Source organism: Salicibibacter cibarius, assembly GCF_016495725.1.
Lineage (GTDB): Bacteria > Bacillota > Bacilli > Bacillales > Marinococcaceae > Salicibibacter > Salicibibacter cibarius.
The window spans coordinates 3724054-3740242 of record NZ_CP054705.1 but is presented as its reverse complement, the minus strand read 5'-3'; the positions used below and the strand labels follow the sequence as shown (position 1 = coordinate 3740242).

Annotated in this window: 15 protein-coding genes and 1 riboswitch; of the genes, 7 read left to right on the top strand and 8 right to left on the bottom strand. The window is 46.3% G+C overall.

Annotated features, from left to right (window positions below):
* Positions 1–6 precede the first annotated feature (6 nt).
* The 3 genes from HUG15_RS18845 (at position 7) to HUG15_RS18835 (ending at position 2472) form a co-directional block, all read left to right on the top strand.
* Positions 7–357 (top strand): enoyl-CoA hydratase/isomerase family protein, encoded by a 351-nt coding sequence (locus HUG15_RS18845; RefSeq protein ID WP_211202267.1) that lies wholly within the window; start codon positions 7–9, stop codon positions 355–357.
* 67 nt (positions 358–424) lie between these two features.
* A complete protein-coding gene (locus HUG15_RS18840; protein WP_200124726.1) occupies positions 425–1621 on the top strand; it encodes a thiolase family protein in 1197 nt (398 codons plus the stop codon).
* A 5-nt stretch (positions 1622–1626) separates the two neighbouring features.
* Positions 1627–2472: a 3-hydroxyacyl-CoA dehydrogenase NAD-binding domain-containing protein gene (locus tag HUG15_RS18835; RefSeq protein ID WP_200124724.1), complete on the top strand. Its 846-nt coding sequence runs from the start codon at positions 1627–1629 to the stop codon at positions 2470–2472.
* A 1083-nt stretch (positions 2473–3555) separates the two neighbouring features.
* Here the strand turns inward: HUG15_RS18835 and pckA are convergent.
* A complete protein-coding gene (gene pckA / locus HUG15_RS18830) occupies positions 3556–5139 on the bottom strand; it encodes a phosphoenolpyruvate carboxykinase (ATP) (RefSeq protein ID WP_200124722.1) in 1584 nt (527 codons plus the stop codon).
* A 1006-nt stretch (positions 5140–6145) separates the two neighbouring features.
* Positions 6146–6253: riboswitch (SAM riboswitch) on the top strand.
* A gap of 104 nt (positions 6254–6357) precedes the next feature.
* Here pckA and metK point away from each other — a divergent pair.
* On the top strand, positions 6358–7572 hold the full coding sequence (metK, locus tag HUG15_RS18825; protein WP_200124720.1) for a methionine adenosyltransferase: 1215 nt from the start codon (positions 6358–6360) through the stop codon (positions 7570–7572).
* Positions 7573–7680: 108 nt separating this feature from the next.
* Here the strand turns inward: metK and HUG15_RS18820 are convergent, their stop codons facing one another.
* Together HUG15_RS18820 and HUG15_RS18815 are read right to left on the bottom strand one after the other, a co-directional pair.
* The gene (locus tag HUG15_RS18820) at positions 7681–8913 is read right to left on the bottom strand and encodes an aminopeptidase (RefSeq protein WP_200124718.1); all 1233 of its coding nucleotides are present in this window, start codon (positions 8911–8913) and stop codon (positions 7681–7683) included.
* A 27-nt stretch (positions 8914–8940) separates the two neighbouring features.
* Complete coding sequence (locus tag HUG15_RS18815) at positions 8941–9459, bottom strand: gamma carbonic anhydrase (RefSeq protein ID WP_200129052.1); 519 nt, start codon at positions 9457–9459, stop codon at positions 8941–8943.
* A gap of 168 nt (positions 9460–9627) precedes the next feature.
* Between HUG15_RS18815 and HUG15_RS18810 the strand changes: the two genes are divergently transcribed.
* Positions 9628–10413 (top strand): alpha/beta hydrolase, encoded by a 786-nt coding sequence (locus HUG15_RS18810; protein WP_200124716.1) that lies wholly within the window; start codon positions 9628–9630, stop codon positions 10411–10413.
* Between the two features lie 93 nt (positions 10414–10506).
* On the opposite strand, the gene HUG15_RS18805 is transcribed toward HUG15_RS18810, so the two are convergent.
* The 4 genes from HUG15_RS18805 to desA all read right to left on the bottom strand — a co-directional run bounded on the left by HUG15_RS18805 (position 10507) and on the right by desA (position 13754).
* A complete protein-coding gene (locus tag HUG15_RS18805) occupies positions 10507–10722 on the bottom strand; it encodes a helix-turn-helix domain-containing protein (RefSeq protein WP_343073130.1) in 216 nt (71 codons plus the stop codon).
* 191 nt (positions 10723–10913) lie between these two features.
* Positions 10914–11513, bottom strand: coding sequence for a response regulator transcription factor (locus HUG15_RS18800; RefSeq protein ID WP_200124714.1), 600 nt, complete (start codon positions 11511–11513; stop codon positions 10914–10916).
* Positions 11510–12646 (bottom strand): sensor histidine kinase, encoded by a 1137-nt coding sequence (locus tag HUG15_RS18795; protein ID WP_200124712.1) that lies wholly within the window; start codon positions 12644–12646, stop codon positions 11510–11512. Before HUG15_RS18795 ends, HUG15_RS18800 begins: the two co-directional genes overlap by 4 nt.
* 61 nt (positions 12647–12707) lie before the next feature.
* On the bottom strand, positions 12708–13754 hold the full coding sequence (desA, locus tag HUG15_RS18790; protein WP_200124710.1) for a Delta(5) desaturase DesA: 1047 nt from the start codon (positions 13752–13754) through the stop codon (positions 12708–12710).
* A 217-nt stretch (positions 13755–13971) separates the two neighbouring features.
* On the opposite strand from desA, the gene HUG15_RS18785 reads away from it, so the two are divergent.
* Both HUG15_RS18785 and HUG15_RS18780 read left to right on the top strand, forming a co-directional pair.
* A complete protein-coding gene (locus tag HUG15_RS18785; protein ID WP_200124708.1) occupies positions 13972–14214 on the top strand; it encodes an AbrB/MazE/SpoVT family DNA-binding domain-containing protein in 243 nt (80 codons plus the stop codon).
* 3 nt (positions 14215–14217) lie between these two features.
* Positions 14218–14610, top strand: coding sequence for a type II toxin-antitoxin system death-on-curing family toxin (locus HUG15_RS18780; protein WP_343073129.1), 393 nt, complete (start codon positions 14218–14220; stop codon positions 14608–14610).
* A 444-nt stretch (positions 14611–15054) separates the two neighbouring features.
* On the opposite strand, the gene HUG15_RS18775 is transcribed toward HUG15_RS18780, so the two are convergent.
* Positions 15055–16173 (bottom strand): NAD(P)/FAD-dependent oxidoreductase, encoded by a 1119-nt coding sequence (locus HUG15_RS18775; protein WP_200124706.1) that lies wholly within the window; start codon positions 16171–16173, stop codon positions 15055–15057.
* Between the last annotated feature and the right edge of the window lie 16 nt (positions 16174–16189).

The following is a 16189-nucleotide window of genomic DNA, read 5'->3' as shown; positions in this document are numbered from 1 at the left end:
AACCACATGGATGGGGAGTGCACTCAATTAGAAGTCGATGGACGTTGGGCGACGATCACGATCAACCGGCCGGATGTGCGCAACGCATTGAACGCACAAGTGTTGGAAGAAATGGAAACTGCGCTCGATGACGTGGACAGGCGTGCCGACGTAGACAGCATTATTTTCACAGGAGCCGGAGAGAAGGCTTTTGCAGCAGGGGCTGACATCACACAACTTCGGGGGAAGGAAGCACTCGATGCGCTCTCGCCTGGCATGCAAGCGGTGTACGACAAACTGGCAGACTTCGAAAAGCCGACAATTGCCATGGAAAAACTGGCACAGGCAGTCGCTTTCCAATCCGGTGATAAATTATGAAGGAACAAGTGCTTTTCTGGAGAAAAGAAAGGCAAATTTCCAAGGAAAATAGAAAGGGTGAAACCATATGAAAGTTGAAAATAAAGAGATTGTCATTGCAAGCGCCGTGCGAACCGCTGTCGGGCGCGCGGGAGGTTCGCTAAGGAATGTCGATAGCGGCCACCTTGGCAGCACGGTGATTCAAGAAGCGGTGTCAAGAGCAAGGATCGAAAAAGCCGATGTGGATGAAGTTATCCTTGGGGAAGTTCGGCAAACGACTGCTTCATCAAATGTAGCCCGAGTTGCCGCCTTGCGGGCGGGGGTACCGGAGAGCAAACCGGCGTTTACCGTTAATCGCCTATGTGCGTCGAGTATGCAGGCCATTGGTTCCGGTGTCCAACAAATTTTGTTCGGACAGGCAGATGTCGTCGTTGCCGGCGGGACGGAAAACATGAGCCAAGCACCTATGTATTTGCGTAACACCCGCTATGGGGAAGGGGTACAGAAGCTTGTGGACTCCAACCTGGAAGCCGGGCAACAACCGATGGACATTTATGGGGACAAACTTGGGATGGGCGCGACTGCGGAAAATGTGGCGGATCGCTATGAAATTAGCCGTGAAGACCAAGACGCCTTTGCATTTGAAAGCCAGGAGAAGGCGAAGCGCGCGCTTGAAAACGAGACGTTTGCGGATGAAATTGTGCCTGTGGAAGTGAAAGAACGGAAGCGTTCGTTTACGTTTTCCGTCGATGAGCACCCGCGGGAGACGTCCACGGAGAAGCTCGCGTCTTTGAAACCGGCATTTAAAGCGGATGGATCGGTGACGGCAGGGAATGCTTGCGGGCGCAATGACGGCGCATCCGCTCTCGTGCTGATGACGAAAGAAAAGGCCGAGGCGCTCGGCGTGGCACCGATGGCGACGATTGTAGACTGGACGGCTGTAGGCGTTGACCCGGAAGTGATGGGCATCGGTCCCGTGCCGGCCGTTGAGCTGCTTTTGGAACGAACGGGAAAGCAAAAAGAAGACATCGGGGTATGGGAACTGAATGAAGCGTTTGCCTCCCAGTCATTGGCGGTCATCCGAGAACTTGGCCTTCCGGAGGTGGATGTCAATCGCAACGGCGGGGCGATTGCTTTGGGCCACCCGCTAGGAGCCACAGGCGCGCGTATTACCACCTCGCTTCTTTACGAAATGAAACGAAAAGATGAACGGTTTGGCATCGCGACCTTGTGCGTCGGCGGTGGTCAGGGCATGGCTTTAATGCTTGAAAGGGATAAGGGGTGAGTGTGTTGCAGCAAATTAGTGTCGTGGGAGCCGGAACGATGGGCAGAGGCATCGCTTATACGGCTGCTTTGAGCGGCTTCCGGGTAAAAATCTATGATATCGATGAAGCCAACCTTGAACAGGGACGGGGAGCGATTGAGGAATTATTGCAAAAAAGTACAGATAGAGGCTTTATTGATGGCGATCAGGCGGAAGTAGCGAAGCGACAAATAGTTTATGAAAATAATCTGCGGGAAGCTGTGTGCGAGGCAGACGTCGTTATTGAAGCAGTGTTGGAAGAAATCCCGTTAAAGGTGAAGATTTTCCGGCAGCTTGATGAGCATTGCCCGAACCATACCGTTTTGGCGACAAATACATCAACGCTCAGCCCGACCGAGATCGGCGCGGCGACGCATCGCCCGGAGAAAGTAATTGCCATGCATTTTTTCAATCCGGTTCACAAAATGAAGCTGATAGAGATGATCAAGGGATTGGATACTTCCGAAGAAACGGTACGGATTGTGCAAGATCTCGGGGAAAAAATGAACAAGGAAACGGTGGAAGTCAATGAATTTCCGGGGTTTGTGACGAGCCGCATGAACTGTCTGATCGGAAACGAGGCAATGAACATGTACATGGAAGGTGTCGCCTCAGCCGAAGATATCGACAAAGCGCTTAAACTCGGTTTGAACCACCCGATGGGGCCGCTTGAATTGGCAGACCTCGTTGGCCTCGATAGCCGCCTACGTAACATGAACTATTTGTATGAAACGCTCGGCGAAAAATACCGCCCTTGTCCGCTCCTCATCAAATATGTGAAAGCCGGAAAATTAGGCCGTAAATCCGGGGAAGGGTTTTATAAATACCATTGAATTATCTAGATGACTCCATTGCAGAGAATATTTTGATATGAAGGAAAAATAAGGATATAGTACAACTTTGGATGGATGATTGGAAAAAGGTCATACGAACCTTTTTCTAATCGTCTAGTCTCCGTTGACGACTGCTAGATGGATTACTCACGATAACATTTATTAGAATATAATGATGGTTAGGTAAATTATTATTGTTTATGTATACTGAACCATAATCATAAATCATGTTCAGTATTCCTTCAGTAGTATTGTCAACTTCTCATCATTTCTGGGGTGGAGCAAACATTTCTACCCTTTAGACGACCATCTGCTAAAACAGGTGGGTTTGGGCATAAATGTCCCACTTTTTAGACTGAAATCTGCTGGCAGTCTTATGGTCAAGCATATGCCTTTTGACTGGAGCTCAATCATCAATTCTGAATATATCGTTCCTCTTCTCATTGGTTTGTTTTCGATGTGATTTCTAATGTTTTCTTCCGTGACATTTCCTGCTGTTGCACAAAAATAACCTCTTACCCATAAATACTGATCCGCTATACTAGCAAGGCATTATCCTTTCCTCTTTGCTACTACGGACTCATGCGGCAATTCTAAATCCTCCATCCAATCCAATTTCGGTTTTAACCAATATGGTTGGTCTTCTTTGATAGCTGTTCTCGTCCCTTTCCCACTAACTTACAAGGTGGCGCGTCACATTTTCCCTTGTAAACAGTTTTAAAGTCTTTTGGCCTCCAAGTTTGCTAGCCACTCTAACTTTCTGTGTAGATTTAATCCGCAGTTACTTTTACTTCCAAGCAGAACGTGCTTTGTTTGTGATCTTCTCCCATATTGAATATACTAGTCATCCGAACCGGTCAATTGATGACAGAAGATTTTCATTTCATTAGATTCTCGGCCTTGACGGCTGCTCCGAGTTAGACCACACTTCTATAACTTAAAGTGCATTAAATGCATTAAATGCATTTACTATTATCATTATGTAAGGGCTGCCGAAAATTTTTCCCTCAAAACCTGTAATATCGGAGAAGTTAAAAGGATAAAAGAAAAAACCGAGGAAAGGCAAAAACCTTTCGCACGGTTTTAAACAAGCGGCCCGGCATTTCGGATGTTTTCCGGGACATGTGTAAATCGTTCAAAATTGCGGTGGAATTTCGCGGCCAGCTCTTTTGCTTTTCGCTCGTACTCTTCCAGGTCATTCCATGTTTCACGTTGTTGTAAAACGTTGTCGGGAACACCCGGGCAGCGAGTGGGAACATGGAGGCCGAAAATAGGATCCATAACGGATTCTACCTGATTTAGTTCTCCCTCAAGCGCCGCTTGCACCATTGCTCTCGTGTACGCCAAATCGATGCGCTCGCTCGTTCCATAGCTCCCGCCGGTCCATCCGGTGTTGATAAGGAAAACGTTGGCGTCATGTGTATCGATTTTTTCGCCAAGCATTTCTGCGTATACAGATGCGTGACGTGGCAAAAACGGTGCGCCAAAGCAACTGGAGAATGTGGCTTCCGGTTCGGTAATGCCCCGTTCCGTACCCGCGAGCTTACTCGTGTAACCACTCAGAAAATGGTACATTGCTTGCTCTTTCGTCAATTTGCTGATTGGAGGGAGCACGCCGAATGCGTCAGCCGTAAGGAAAATGATCGTGTTCGGATGGCCTGCTTTTCCCTGCGGAAGCATATTGTCGATGTGCTCAATCGGGTAAGCAGCGCGTGTGTTTTCTGTGTAATACGTGTCATCATAATCCGGCATACGCGTGTCTTCGTCCACGACGACGTTCTCCAAGACCGCTCCAAAACGGATGGCATGGTAGATGTCCGGTTCTTTTTCCTCGGAGAGCTTGATGGTCTTTGCATAACAGCCTCCTTCAATGTTAAAAATACCGTTTTCGGACCAGCCGTGTTCGTCATCTCCGATCAGAAAGCGATTGGGATCAGCGGAAAGCGTTGTTTTCCCTGTTCCTGATAAACCGAAAAATAGGGCGACATCCCCTTCTTTTCCGGTATTGGCCGAGCAATGCATCGGCATCACTTCCCGTGCAGGCAAAAGATAATTCATCACGGAAAAAATTGATTTTTTCATTTCGCCGGCATATTCCGTACCGCCTATGAGAATCACTTTTTCTTCAAAAGAAATAAGAACGAATGCTTCAGACCGGGTTCCATCTACGTTTGGATCTGCTTTGAATCCGGGGGCGGAGACGATGGTGAAGCTATCCTCTGCAGCGGGATCTTCACCGATTTCCGGACGAATAAACAATTGACGGGCAAATAAATTGTGCCACGCATATTCATTAACAACTTTGAGCGGCAAACGATAACTTTGATCTTTTCCGGCATAGCCGTGGGTAACAAAAATCGCTTCTTGTTGCCCAAGATAATGAAGCACCTTGCGATAAAGCGCAGAAAACACGTCACGGTCAATCGGCGCATTTACCGGTCCCCAGTCGATGTCTTCGTGGATCGAAGGTTCATCGACGATAAATTTATCTTTAGGAGAGCGGCCGGTATATGCCCCCGTCGTCGCCGCAAAAGCACCGGCTTTCGTGAGAATGCCCTCATCGCGTGCAAGTGCCCTTTCCACTAATCTAGGCTCGGGAAGATCGAATTCGGCCTGTCTTTGGTTTAAAAGATGATCTAAGGCTGATACAAATGAAACGGTACTCATAATCGGCAAAATCCTTTCTGTGCTAAGCTGAGGGCATGTAATTAAGATTAGATGCAATTAGTATAACACATTTTATCATATAGTCTATACTATTTTTATGTAAAAAATTTGTGTCTGCGAATGAAATGTTACTTGGGAATTTGAAAATCAATCAGACGAGGTTGTCACGTGTGTGTGGAGCACTTTCTCGGAGTTCGAAATCCTGTTTCGTCGTTCGTTTCGGTCACCATGAATCGTGTATGGTGCTGTGCCCGAACACGTATGACACAATGTTTTTCGATCGCCATGCCCCGTTTATGAAGCCCTACACAGATGAACATGTACCTTTCGGTCTCCATAGTGTTTCCGATGACGATCAAATTCACGCATTCTTTGGCACACCTTAATGAAGGTCTCGTCTACAAGCACTGTGTCGATGAGCCGGAGACGCAAAAATATCTATTCCCTCATTTTGGGGATTACATCTCGCTTCCGAGCCCTTTCGAAATAGCGCTATCTTCGTTTGGTGGGGACATTCTGGTCACAAGTAATCCCCCAAACGGATGCCGGGCTACGCTGAGAGGAACAAGTGAACCAAAGTAATCCCTCAAACGGAAGTCAAGCTACGCTGAGAGGAACAAGTGAACCAAAGTAATCCCTCAAACGGATGCCGGGCTACGCTGAGAGGAACAAGTGAACCAAAGTAATCCCTCAAACGGAAGTCAAGCTACGCTGAGAGGAACAAGTGAACCAAAGTAATCCCTCAAACGGATGCCGGGCTACACTGAGAGGAACAAGTGAACCAAAGTAATCCCTCAAACGGAGGTCAAGCTATGCTGAGAGGAACAAGTGAATCAAAGTTTGGGGATGACTAAGTGGAAAGACGAAGCTTATTTCGATTAATAAATTGTTGTACTTTGAGTTTATCCTGACAGCTTAATCCCATATCTTTATTTCTCGACATGACTGTGTTAAAATCATATGGAAATAATGATTGCGACTTTGATGCGGCTGGTATTAAGGTACGCTCTTATCAAGAGTAGGTGGAGGGACAGGCCCTTGGAAGCCCAGCAACCATCCCCGGCGGGGAAAGGTGCCAACCTGGCAAAGCGATCACTGCTTTGCAAGATAAGAGGCGAAAAAGGTGATGAACGATGACCCCTTTTCCCTCGGGAATCAGGGGTTTTTTTAAATCCATCCACTACACATATAGAACAGATCATCGAAGGAGGAGGCACGATGGAAGCGAATGGACGCAGACTTTTTACGTCTGAATCAGTTACGGAAGGCCATCCGGATAAAATTTGTGACCAGATTTCCGATCGGATTCTGGATGAAATATTAAAAAAAGACCCAAATGCCCGCGTTGCTTGTGAGACGGTGGCAAATACAGGAATGATCCTGGTGACAGGGGAGATTACGACGACGACCTATGTCGATATTTCCAAGGTTACTAGGGATACGTTGAAAGATATCGGTTATACACGTGCAAAATTCGGACTTGATGCCGACACGTGTGCAGTGATGACCGCAATTGATGAACAATCGCCCGATATTGCCCAAGGGGTTAACACTGCTTTGGAATCTCGGGAAGGCAAAATGTCCGAGGAAGAAATTGAGGCAATCGGTGCCGGAGACCAAGGCTTAATGTTTGGTTATGCCGATGATGAAACCGAAGAGTATATGCCATTACCGATTTTTTTGGCGCACCAATTGGCCCGGCGTCTGTCAAAAGTGCGAAAAGACGGGACGATTCCTTTTTTGCGTCCGGATGGAAAGACGCAGGTAACAATTGAATACGATGAAGGGAACCGGCCGCTGCGTGTCGATACGATCGTTATTTCCGCACAGCATCAATCGGAAGTGACGATGGCGAAGCTTGAAAAAGAAATAATGGCCAACGTTATCTTGGAAGTGGTTCCGGAGCATTTGATTGACGAAGCAACCAATATTTTTATTAATCCGACCGGCCGATTTGTGATTGGCGGTCCGCAAGGAGATGCAGGGCTTACTGGCAGGAAAATCATCGTAGATACGTATGGCGGCATCGCGCGCCATGGCGGAGGTGCTTTTTCCGGGAAAGACGCGACAAAAGTGGATCGCTCTGCTTCCTATGCAGCCAGGTATGTCGCGAAAAATATTGTTGCCGCCGGACTTGCAAAAAAATGTGAAGTGCAAATTGCTTACGCGATCGGCGTCGCCCGCCCGGTTTCCATTTCCATTGATACGTTTGGAACCGGTAAAGTGAAAGAGAGCATTCTTTTGCAACTCGTGGAGAAACATTTTGATCTTCGTCCGGCCGGTATCATTCATATGCTAGGTTTGCGGCGTCCAATATATGGTAAGACCGCTGCTTACGGCCATTTTGGACGAACGGATGTTGATCTTCCTTGGGAGCGTACCGATAAAGCCGCGTTGCTTAAAGAAGATGCTTTTGTGGCGGAAGCGAAATAAGCGAAAAAATACCGTTGAGAACGTTTCGTTCCAACGGTGTTTTTTGGCTATTAACACTATCAGAAAAGACTTTGACTTTCGCCATCCTTGGCGATAAGTCAAGTTTTTCTAAAAGGCCCAGTCCCCGTTTCGGAAAACGGGCTCTTGTGTGCCGTCTTTATGAATGCCGTCGATGTCCATATCCGCATCTCCGACCATAAAATCAACATGGGTGATGCTTGTATTTAGGCCCTTTTCCTCCAATTCTTCTTTTTCCATGTCCTTGCCGCCTTCAATGTTGAACGCGTAGGCACTCCCTAAAGCGAGATGATTGGAGGCATTCTCATCGAACAGCGTGTTAAAGAAAATAATGTTTGTGTCTGAAATGGGGGAACGGTGTGGGACAAGGGCAACTTCTCCGATATAAGAAGCACCGTCATCGCCTTCCAGCAATCGTTGCAACGTTTCTTCGCCTTCTTTTGCTTCAAAATCGATCACTTTCCCGTTTTCAAACGTTAACGTAAAGTCGCTGATCAAGGTTCCCCCATAGTTGAGTGGTTTTTTACTGGAAACTTTTCCGTTTACGCCTTTTTTCTTAGCGGCAGTAAAAACTTCTTCGGTCGGGATGTTGGCGACGAAGTTTACGCCTGCTTTGCTGACGCTTCCACCGGACGCCCAGAGGTGCGTTTCAGGGAGTTCAATCGTCAAATCGGTTCCTTCCGCTGTATAGTGCAGAGCGTGGAAATGTTTAGTGTTTAGGGCTTCCATTTTTTCGTCCAACGTTTTCAGATGCTCCTGCCAAGCAGTAACAGCGTCGGGTTCGTTCACCCGGGTTGCGTCAAATATCGCTTGCCAGAGTTTGGAGACGGCCTCTTCCCCTTCAGCTTCCGGAAATACTCTTTCTGCCCATTTTACGGAAGGCACGGCAACGATGGACCAACTCACTTTGTCCGATTGAATGTAGCTCCGAAACCCTTCCATCGCTTTCCCGCTCGTTTTATTGGCAGTAGAAACTCTTTCAGGGTCAATCCCTTTCAGCAAGTCGGGATCACCGCCGGTAATGGTTAAAAAAGCGGCGTTATTTTCCGCTTCCTCTTCCATTGCCCGCGCGTGCCAGTCCGGAAATTCGGAAAACGCTTCTTCGGGAGCAAGCTCAAATTTTAAGCGTGTAAGTTCTTCATCGCTCCAATCGACACGAACGTGTTTTGCGCCTGCTTCGTATGCTTTTTTCGCCACGATGCGAACGAAATCAGCGGCAAACAATGGCGAACGTATGAAGAGTGTTTGCCCTTTTTGAATGTTAACGCCGACGTTTAAAGCGATATCTGCATAGCTTTCGATTTGCTCTTGGAATGTCGTCATCTGTTACCCTCTTTTCTATGTATTTTTTTACGTTTGCCTTGATGCTTTTGCATAGGTTTTCCCGCGCGCTACGTATGCTTCGCGCACACGTTTCATTTCCTCGAGATCATCCTCATTTAGGTCACGAACGACTCGTGCCGGGCTTCCCATCGCGAGTGTGCGCGGCGGGATTTTCGTTCCGGGTGTGACGAGTGCGCCTGCGGCGACAAACGCTTCTTCACCAACTTCGGCACCATCGAGCACTGTTGCTTTCATGCCGATCAATGCTTTTTGCCGGATCGTGCATCCGTGTAACACAACTTGATGCCCGGCGGAAACATCATCTTCAATAGTTAAAGGTTGTGCAGGACTTTGATGAAGCATGCATTGATCCTGTATATTGACGCGATCGCCAATAACGGTTGGGGCGACATCGCCCCGAATCACCGTGTGAAACCATATGCTGCTGTCACTCCCAATCGATACATCGCCGGTGACGACAACACCATCGGCGATATAACAGCTTTTTGCAATTTCGGGGAGTCTATCATCATACGGATAGATGATCATTATGCTTGCCTCCTTTGCTATGTGTGAGAAGGGTTTCCCCCTTCAGTTGATTATATCAGAAATGGAAAATACATACCTTTCACATATTTTTTGGCGTGAAAAAGCTGTCGACATATGGTGTAATAAGGGAAGGGAATGTTTTGATTCAAGGGAGGGAGAACAATTATGCGAATATGGAAATGTGAGAATCCGATCGGTGTCATTGTTATCGTTCACGGAGCAGGGGAACATTATGGTCGCTATCAATGGCTCATTGAACGATTAAACAAAGAACATTTTCATGTCGTTGCAGGGGATCTTCCCGGTTTCGGAAGGACACGAGGCAAAAGAGGGCATATTGACCATTTTAACCAATATATTGATTCCATTCATCATTGGTATAAAGAAGCAGCCGTTTACAATTTGCCCGTCTTTCTTTTCGGGCATAGCCTTGGAGGCCTTGGTGTTATCCGAACAATGATGGAAAAACAACTGCCTGTTCGAGGTGTGATATTGTCTTCGCCATGTTTGCATCTCTATGATCCGCCGAAGAAAGGGTCGACATTGCTTGCCAGAGGCTTGCACAAAGTTATCCCAACGTTTAGCATGAAAACCGGGATCCGTGTGGAGCAAGTGACTCGAGACGAAGAAACGAAAAGAGAGTTGTTAAAAGATGAATTGTACGTTCATCATGTAACCGTCCGTTGGTATCAAGAGTTGGCGAAAGCGATGAAGACGAGTTTGGAACATGCCTACCAATTTCCGAACGTCCCGTTGCTCACCTTGCAATCGGGGGAAGATTATCTCGTTGATAAGCGGGTAACGCATGAATGGTTCAACCGGTTGCGGCTTGAGGATCGTGCTTTGCGTGAATGGCGCGGACTATACCACGAAATTTTCAGTGAGCCGGAGCGGGAAGAGGTTTTTCGTTTTATGCTTTATTTTATTTGGCAACGGCTGGGGCGGTTGTGAGGATATATGTAATACATAAAAAAGAGTGCCGTGTTGGAGTGCAGCACTCTTTTTACCTCTATTGTTCGTTTTCGTTTTTTCCATTTTGTTAATTCAATGTAATCCCTTAGGTTTGCTAATTCCCGAATTCATCGCTTCTTGCGCTAGTTTTAACCATTCGGGATCTAACGGTTCATCGGTAATCGGTTGATGCTCTACAATTAATGTTTCGAGGGATACACCTAGAACATCGGCAATTTTCTGAACGGGATCAATGGAAGGGTTCGACTGAAGAGAGCGCTCTAGTGAGCTTAGATACGATTTCGCCACTCCCGAACGTTCCGAGACCTCTGATAATGACAGGCCTTTGTCCAGCTATTTTTTCACTCTATCTCCAATATTAGGCATACCTACACACATCCCATTTTAATTGCAACATACGCGTTAATTATACCCTGTGTACAAAAGGGATGTAAATACCCCGATTCTCATGGAAGAACTGTTTCATAAATCCTTGCGTCTTATTTAAACCAACCCTTCTCTTTAAACCGGGCAATTGCTTCGATCCGATTGCTCACATCGAGCTTATCCAAGATAACGGAAACGTAATTGCGGACAGTGCCGCTCGTAATCGAAAGCTGATGTGCGATTTCCTTTGTGTTTTTGCCGTCGGCAATCAGTTGGATCACTTGTGTTTCGCGCTCTGTTAATGGATTTTCATTGTCATAAGCCATGTCTACAAGTTCCGGTGCATATATTTTTCTGCCGGACATAATGGTCCGGATAGCGTTTGCCAGATCCTCGCTCGGACTATCTTTTAACAAATAGCCGCTTACTCCCGCTTTACGCGCGCGTTCAAAATACCCGGCACGGGCAAAAGTGGTGAGGACGATGACTTTGCACGAATGATCCTTTAATTCTTCTGCGGCGTCCAATCCGCTTTTGACCGGCATTTCAATATCCATAATACAAATATCGGGCTTATGGCTTCGCACGAAAGCCAATGCTTCTTCGCCATTGCGCGCTTTATCTACAACTTTCATGTCTTCTTCCAGGTCAAGCAAAGATCCAAGCGCACCGAGGAGCATTTGCTGGTCTTCGGCAATAATAATTCGAATCATGGCGATTCCCCCAATTCTGATTGTTGAACAACATGGGGCACTTTTATCGTTAATGTCATGCCATTGGATGACTCCTTGCTCAAGCTCCCATTTACAAACTCCAAACGTTCTTTCATCCCTTGAAGGCCGCTTTCCATCGTCGTTTTCTGGCTTGCAGGAATTCCAATGCCATTGTCCCGGACTTTCATCACCAATTCACTCGAAGAATCTTTGATGGAGAGATGACATAGAGAGGCTTGGCTATGCTTCACGATATTTGTCACCGCTTCCTTCAAGCACATGCTTAACACATTTTCGACGAGTAAAGGCGTGTTGCTAAGCTCAGCATCGCCGGTCATCGTAAAGTCAATGTGAGTCGCTTCAAGAATTTCCCGGGCATGGCTGACTTCATCTTTCAGTTTGGTTCCTTTCATATCAGAAACGATCTCACGCACTTCATTTAAAGCCGTTCTCGCGGTATGGTGAATATCTTCGATTTCCGATTTGGCAGATTCGGGTTTCACGTCGAATAATTTCCCGGCCAAATCACTTTTAAAGCCAATGAGGGAAAGTTTTTGTCCTAGTGTATCATGCAAGTCACGGGCAATACGCTGTCGTTCCTCAACGACCATGAGTTGCGAAATCTTTTCATTGGCGTTTTCCAATTGATGCTCCAAACGTTCCCGTTTATTTCGATTGTATATAACAAAGGGGAGAAGAATAACACCGATGACGCTGATCAAAATAAACGGCAATTGCATAAGAAAGGTCTCGCTTTGCAGGAAAAAGCCGGCAGTTATTGCAAAAATGGTCGTTGTAAGATGAATCACATATAAAGTGACAAAGCCGCCTTTATTTTGGATATTTCCAATGAAAAAAGCTAAAAAGAGTGCGAAATAGACATAACCGAAATACATCGTCATCCCGATGTTGATCACCATTTCAATGCTTAAAGTTAAGTAAACGGTCCAGCCCCTTTTAATAAAAGACAATCGGTATGCGGTGAAAAACAGAACCAACAAAACAAGGCCGATGGTTACTTCAAATGAAGAAGATGAATGAATAATAAATGAAAAAGGAAGAAGGCAAAAAATGAGCCAAGCATATAAACTAAGCCCGGTGTTTTTCGGAAAAATATGAAACCAGTTTTGCATCGATGAACCCCTCCCCTGTGAGTATACCATAAGAAAAGCCTTCCGTTTAAAACGGAAGGGCTTATTTTTGTTGTGCGCTCGTGGGTCGGTGATTAAATTCCGTTCTTGGATGTTTCAGCAACGCTTTGACTTCTTTAAAGCTTACGAACGTTTGGTTTGATTCGTCATACAGTCGAAATCGAATCGATTGCAGGCTGGAGGCTATGGTGATCGTCGTTGCTTTTTGGAGTGGTGGTGTGTTTTCATGTGTTTTTTCCAAATTATAATTCGGCACTCGCGGGCTTAAGTGATGAACGTGATGAAAACCGATGTTGCCGGTGATCCATTGCATGATTTTCGGGAGTTTATAATACGAACTGCCATCGACGGCGGCTTTGACAAAATCCCAGTCCTCTTCATTTTCAAAGTAGGAATCTTCAAATTGATGTTGGACATAAAACAACCATATCCCGAGTGATCCCGATATAAATAGAATCGGAAGTTGGATAATGAGAAATGCTTGCCAACCGACAGCCCAGATAAGCATCGTATAGATCGCGACAAGGAAAGCGTTGATCACATACGTATTCCATCGTTCTTTTCGTTTTGCCCCTTTACGATTAAAGCGGTTGGATAAAATAAAAAGGTAAAAGGGGCCGAAACCGAACATGACGATTGGATTTCGGTAAAGGCGATAGAGAAGCCGCTGCCAAAAAGAAGCATTGGCATATTCTTCAACCGTCATCACCCATATATCACCGGTTCCGCGTTTATCCAAATTGCCGCTCGTGGCATGATGAATCGCGTGGCTTCGCTTCCATTTTTCAAAAGCGAAATGGGTAATGATGCCGGTGATTGTGCCGACAATCCGATTGGTCTTTGTTTTCTTGAAAAAAGAACCATGGGTGCAGTCGTGGAAAATAATGAAGATACGCACGACAAAACCTGAGGCGATCACTGCCAATGCAAGGGTTAGCCAAATGGAAACCGATAAGCTTTGATAGGCAAGGAACCAAAACAGTAAAAATGGCAAGATGGTATTTACCAACTGCATGATGCTGGATTTCATATTCGGGTTGGCAAAAGGCGCGACACTCTTTTTTAACTGTGCTTGTTTTTGTTTACTCATAAGCGTACCCCCGCGACGATTGATATCTATCACCATCGTAGGGGAAACCGTAAAGCTTTGTAAGACATAGATGTCAAGGATTGGGTATGACAAGTGTCATGGGTCGGGACAGAGGAGCGGACATCTGTTATAATCGTTATAATAATATAATGGTTATAAAAGTGCAAAAATGACTATATTATAAAGGAAGATGAATATAACTATGGAGGTGTTAGATATGGAAAGAAAAATTACGAATGTTGGAAGATTAAACGGCATCACGTTACCAGAAGAAGTATTAAAACACTTGAAAGCTGGTCGAGGCGACTCAGTGAAGTTCACATTAAATGATGATGGTACCGTATCCATAGTAAAGAAAGCCGATCATAACTTGGATTTTATGGACGATACGTTTATTGAAGGGCTAAATAAAGCTTTTGACCAGTACGATGAAGGCTACAAAAAGCTCGTGGATAGGTGAAAAATGATCAAATTCATAACGGTTAAAGAGGTTATCTATCTAAATCATGTGCAGATTGAAAAATATTCACCATCGGAGATGAAAGAGGTACTTCAACCTGAGCTGTTAGAATCCGCGGTTATGAGACCAAGGCAATCAGTTTTTTGTGAGGATGCCTACGAAACCATTTTTAGTAAAGCCGCAGCGTTATATCAAAGTTTGGCCCGAAACCATTGCTTTGCTAATGCGAATAAACGAACGTCGCATTTGGCAACTTTCATGTTCCTGTACAAAAACGGTTATGAACTAAAGACATCAGCAGATGAAATGGTCGATTTTACGTTGCGCATTGTTACCGAACATCTTAGTATTGAAGAAATCAGCGAATGGATACAGGCTCACACAAGAAAAATGTAAACATTTCCTTGAAGAATTATTTTGTTGACACTTCCACAGTTAAAGCAGTGGGGTTTTAAATTGCGAAATCGTTCACAATCCACTTCTGAGAAGTCCCGGTCTTCATGACATGGTTATGGTGACCGAAAATGAAAGCGAATCGCTCGTTCGGTCGCCATGAGGCAGCTATGACGACTGAATTCTTTCGAGACAAGCCGTTTCGGTCACCATGATGCGGTTATAGCGACCGAACTCTTTCCATTCAGGCCATTACGGTCGTCATAAAGTAGTTATGGCGACCGAACACGAGACTCGTCCACTTTTTCGGTCACCATGATGCGATCAATGTCCGAGTCAGGGAGCCAGAAGCAGTTGTTAACGCGAACGCCTTCGTCATGATCGGGTAATTAAACCACCTTATGAATATCTTACCATGCGAACTTATATTTCTCGCTTTAAAATCTGTCAAGACAGCTGTCTTGTTTGGATCTCATAATCCGCTATATCTAACTCCACAGGCTCATCAACTGCCATACGCGCAAGTATCGAACCTAAGTATGGCCCCATCGTCAACCCGGTGGCGCCGAGGCCGTTGGCAAAGATGAGACCGTTAAGCCTCGGTAACTCCCCGAACACAGGCAGAAAATTCGGAGTGAACGGTCGGAAGCCGACGCGTGTGTCGGTCCACGCTGCGTCAGCAAGGCCCGGAGCAACCTGTAACGTTTTCGATAGGATCTCGTGAACCGGTCCGGCAGTTACGCGTTCATCAAAACCGGCATCGTCTTCCTGGGAGGAACCGGCGACGATCCGTCCCTGCTCAAACGAGGCGATGTATTGCTTGCCGGGCGGGATAATAATTGGCCAATTCCCGGTATCCGTACGTGGGAGCTGCAGAGAGAGGATTTGCGCTTTTTGTTCGGTCACTTGGGCATCAATGCTGAAAGGATCCAACAAGGACTGCGCCCAGGCGCCGGCGGTGACAACAACCTTATCACCGGTTATCTCTTTTCCGTTGATTTTGACACCGGCTACGTTAGCTCCTTCTTTTAATAGCACCGCATTGCCCTCAATAAACTCCGCTCCGGCCTTTTCCGCACCTCTCAGCAATGCATTCCGCAACTGATGACCGTCCACACGCGCCGCCCCTTCGGCATAAAGACTGCTGTATGGACTATCATTGAGCAGCGGAAAGCGTTCCTTCGTTTCTTGAGGGGATAAAAGAAGGAGTTCGCCGATTTCCGGAGCATCCTGTCGCTTGATTTTTGCCCGTTCCATCGTTTCCCTTAATTTTTTTTCATCGGTATGGAGACGAAGGGCACCGACTCGTTTATATCCGGCATTCGTTTCGCCGTCTTTTTCCAGTTCGGTAACCATTTTCGGGTAATAGGCAGCGCCGTTTTTCACGAGCGTATACCACGCTTTGTTTCGTCGTTGCGAAAGCCACGGGCAGATCATTCCCGCGGCCGCCGCGGTTGCTTGTCCGTTGTCCTCACGATCGACGATCGTAACAGTGTGTCCTGTTTTTGCCAAGTGATAAGCGGTAGAGGCACCGAGGATCCCGGCACCAACGATGATCATGTGCATGCGTTGACATCTCCAA

Excerpts from the sequence above, each read along its gene's own strand:
- pckA (WP_200124722.1), bottom strand. The coding sequence starts at position 5,139 with ATGAGTACCGTTTCATTTGTATCAGCCTTAGATCATCTTTTAAACCAA.
- HUG15_RS18780 (WP_343073129.1), top strand. The coding sequence starts at position 14,218 with ATGATCAAATTCATAACGGTTAAAGAGGTTATCTATCTAAATCATGTG.
- HUG15_RS18820 (WP_200124718.1), bottom strand. The coding sequence starts at position 8,913 with ATGACGACATTCCAAGAGCAAATCGAAAGCTATGCAGATATCGCTTTA.
- HUG15_RS18810 (WP_200124716.1), top strand. The coding sequence starts at position 9,628 with ATGCGAATATGGAAATGTGAGAATCCGATCGGTGTCATTGTTATCGTT.
- HUG15_RS18785 (WP_200124708.1), top strand. The coding sequence starts at position 13,972 with ATGGAAAGAAAAATTACGAATGTTGGAAGATTAAACGGCATCACGTTA.
- HUG15_RS18845 (WP_211202267.1), top strand. The coding sequence starts at position 7 with ATGGATGGGGAGTGCACTCAATTAGAAGTCGATGGACGTTGGGCGACG.
- HUG15_RS18800 (WP_200124714.1), bottom strand. The coding sequence starts at position 11,513 with ATGATTCGAATTATTATTGCCGAAGACCAGCAAATGCTCCTCGGTGCG.
- metK (WP_200124720.1), top strand. The coding sequence starts at position 6,358 with ATGGAAGCGAATGGACGCAGACTTTTTACGTCTGAATCAGTTACGGAA.
- HUG15_RS18775 (WP_200124706.1), bottom strand. The coding sequence starts at position 16,173 with ATGCACATGATCATCGTTGGTGCCGGGATCCTCGGTGCCTCTACCGCT.
- HUG15_RS18840 (WP_200124726.1), top strand. The coding sequence starts at position 425 with ATGAAAGTTGAAAATAAAGAGATTGTCATTGCAAGCGCCGTGCGAACC.
- desA (WP_200124710.1), bottom strand. The coding sequence starts at position 13,754 with ATGAGTAAACAAAAACAAGCACAGTTAAAAAAGAGTGTCGCGCCTTTT.
- HUG15_RS18795 (WP_200124712.1), bottom strand. The coding sequence starts at position 12,646 with ATGCAAAACTGGTTTCATATTTTTCCGAAAAACACCGGGCTTAGTTTA.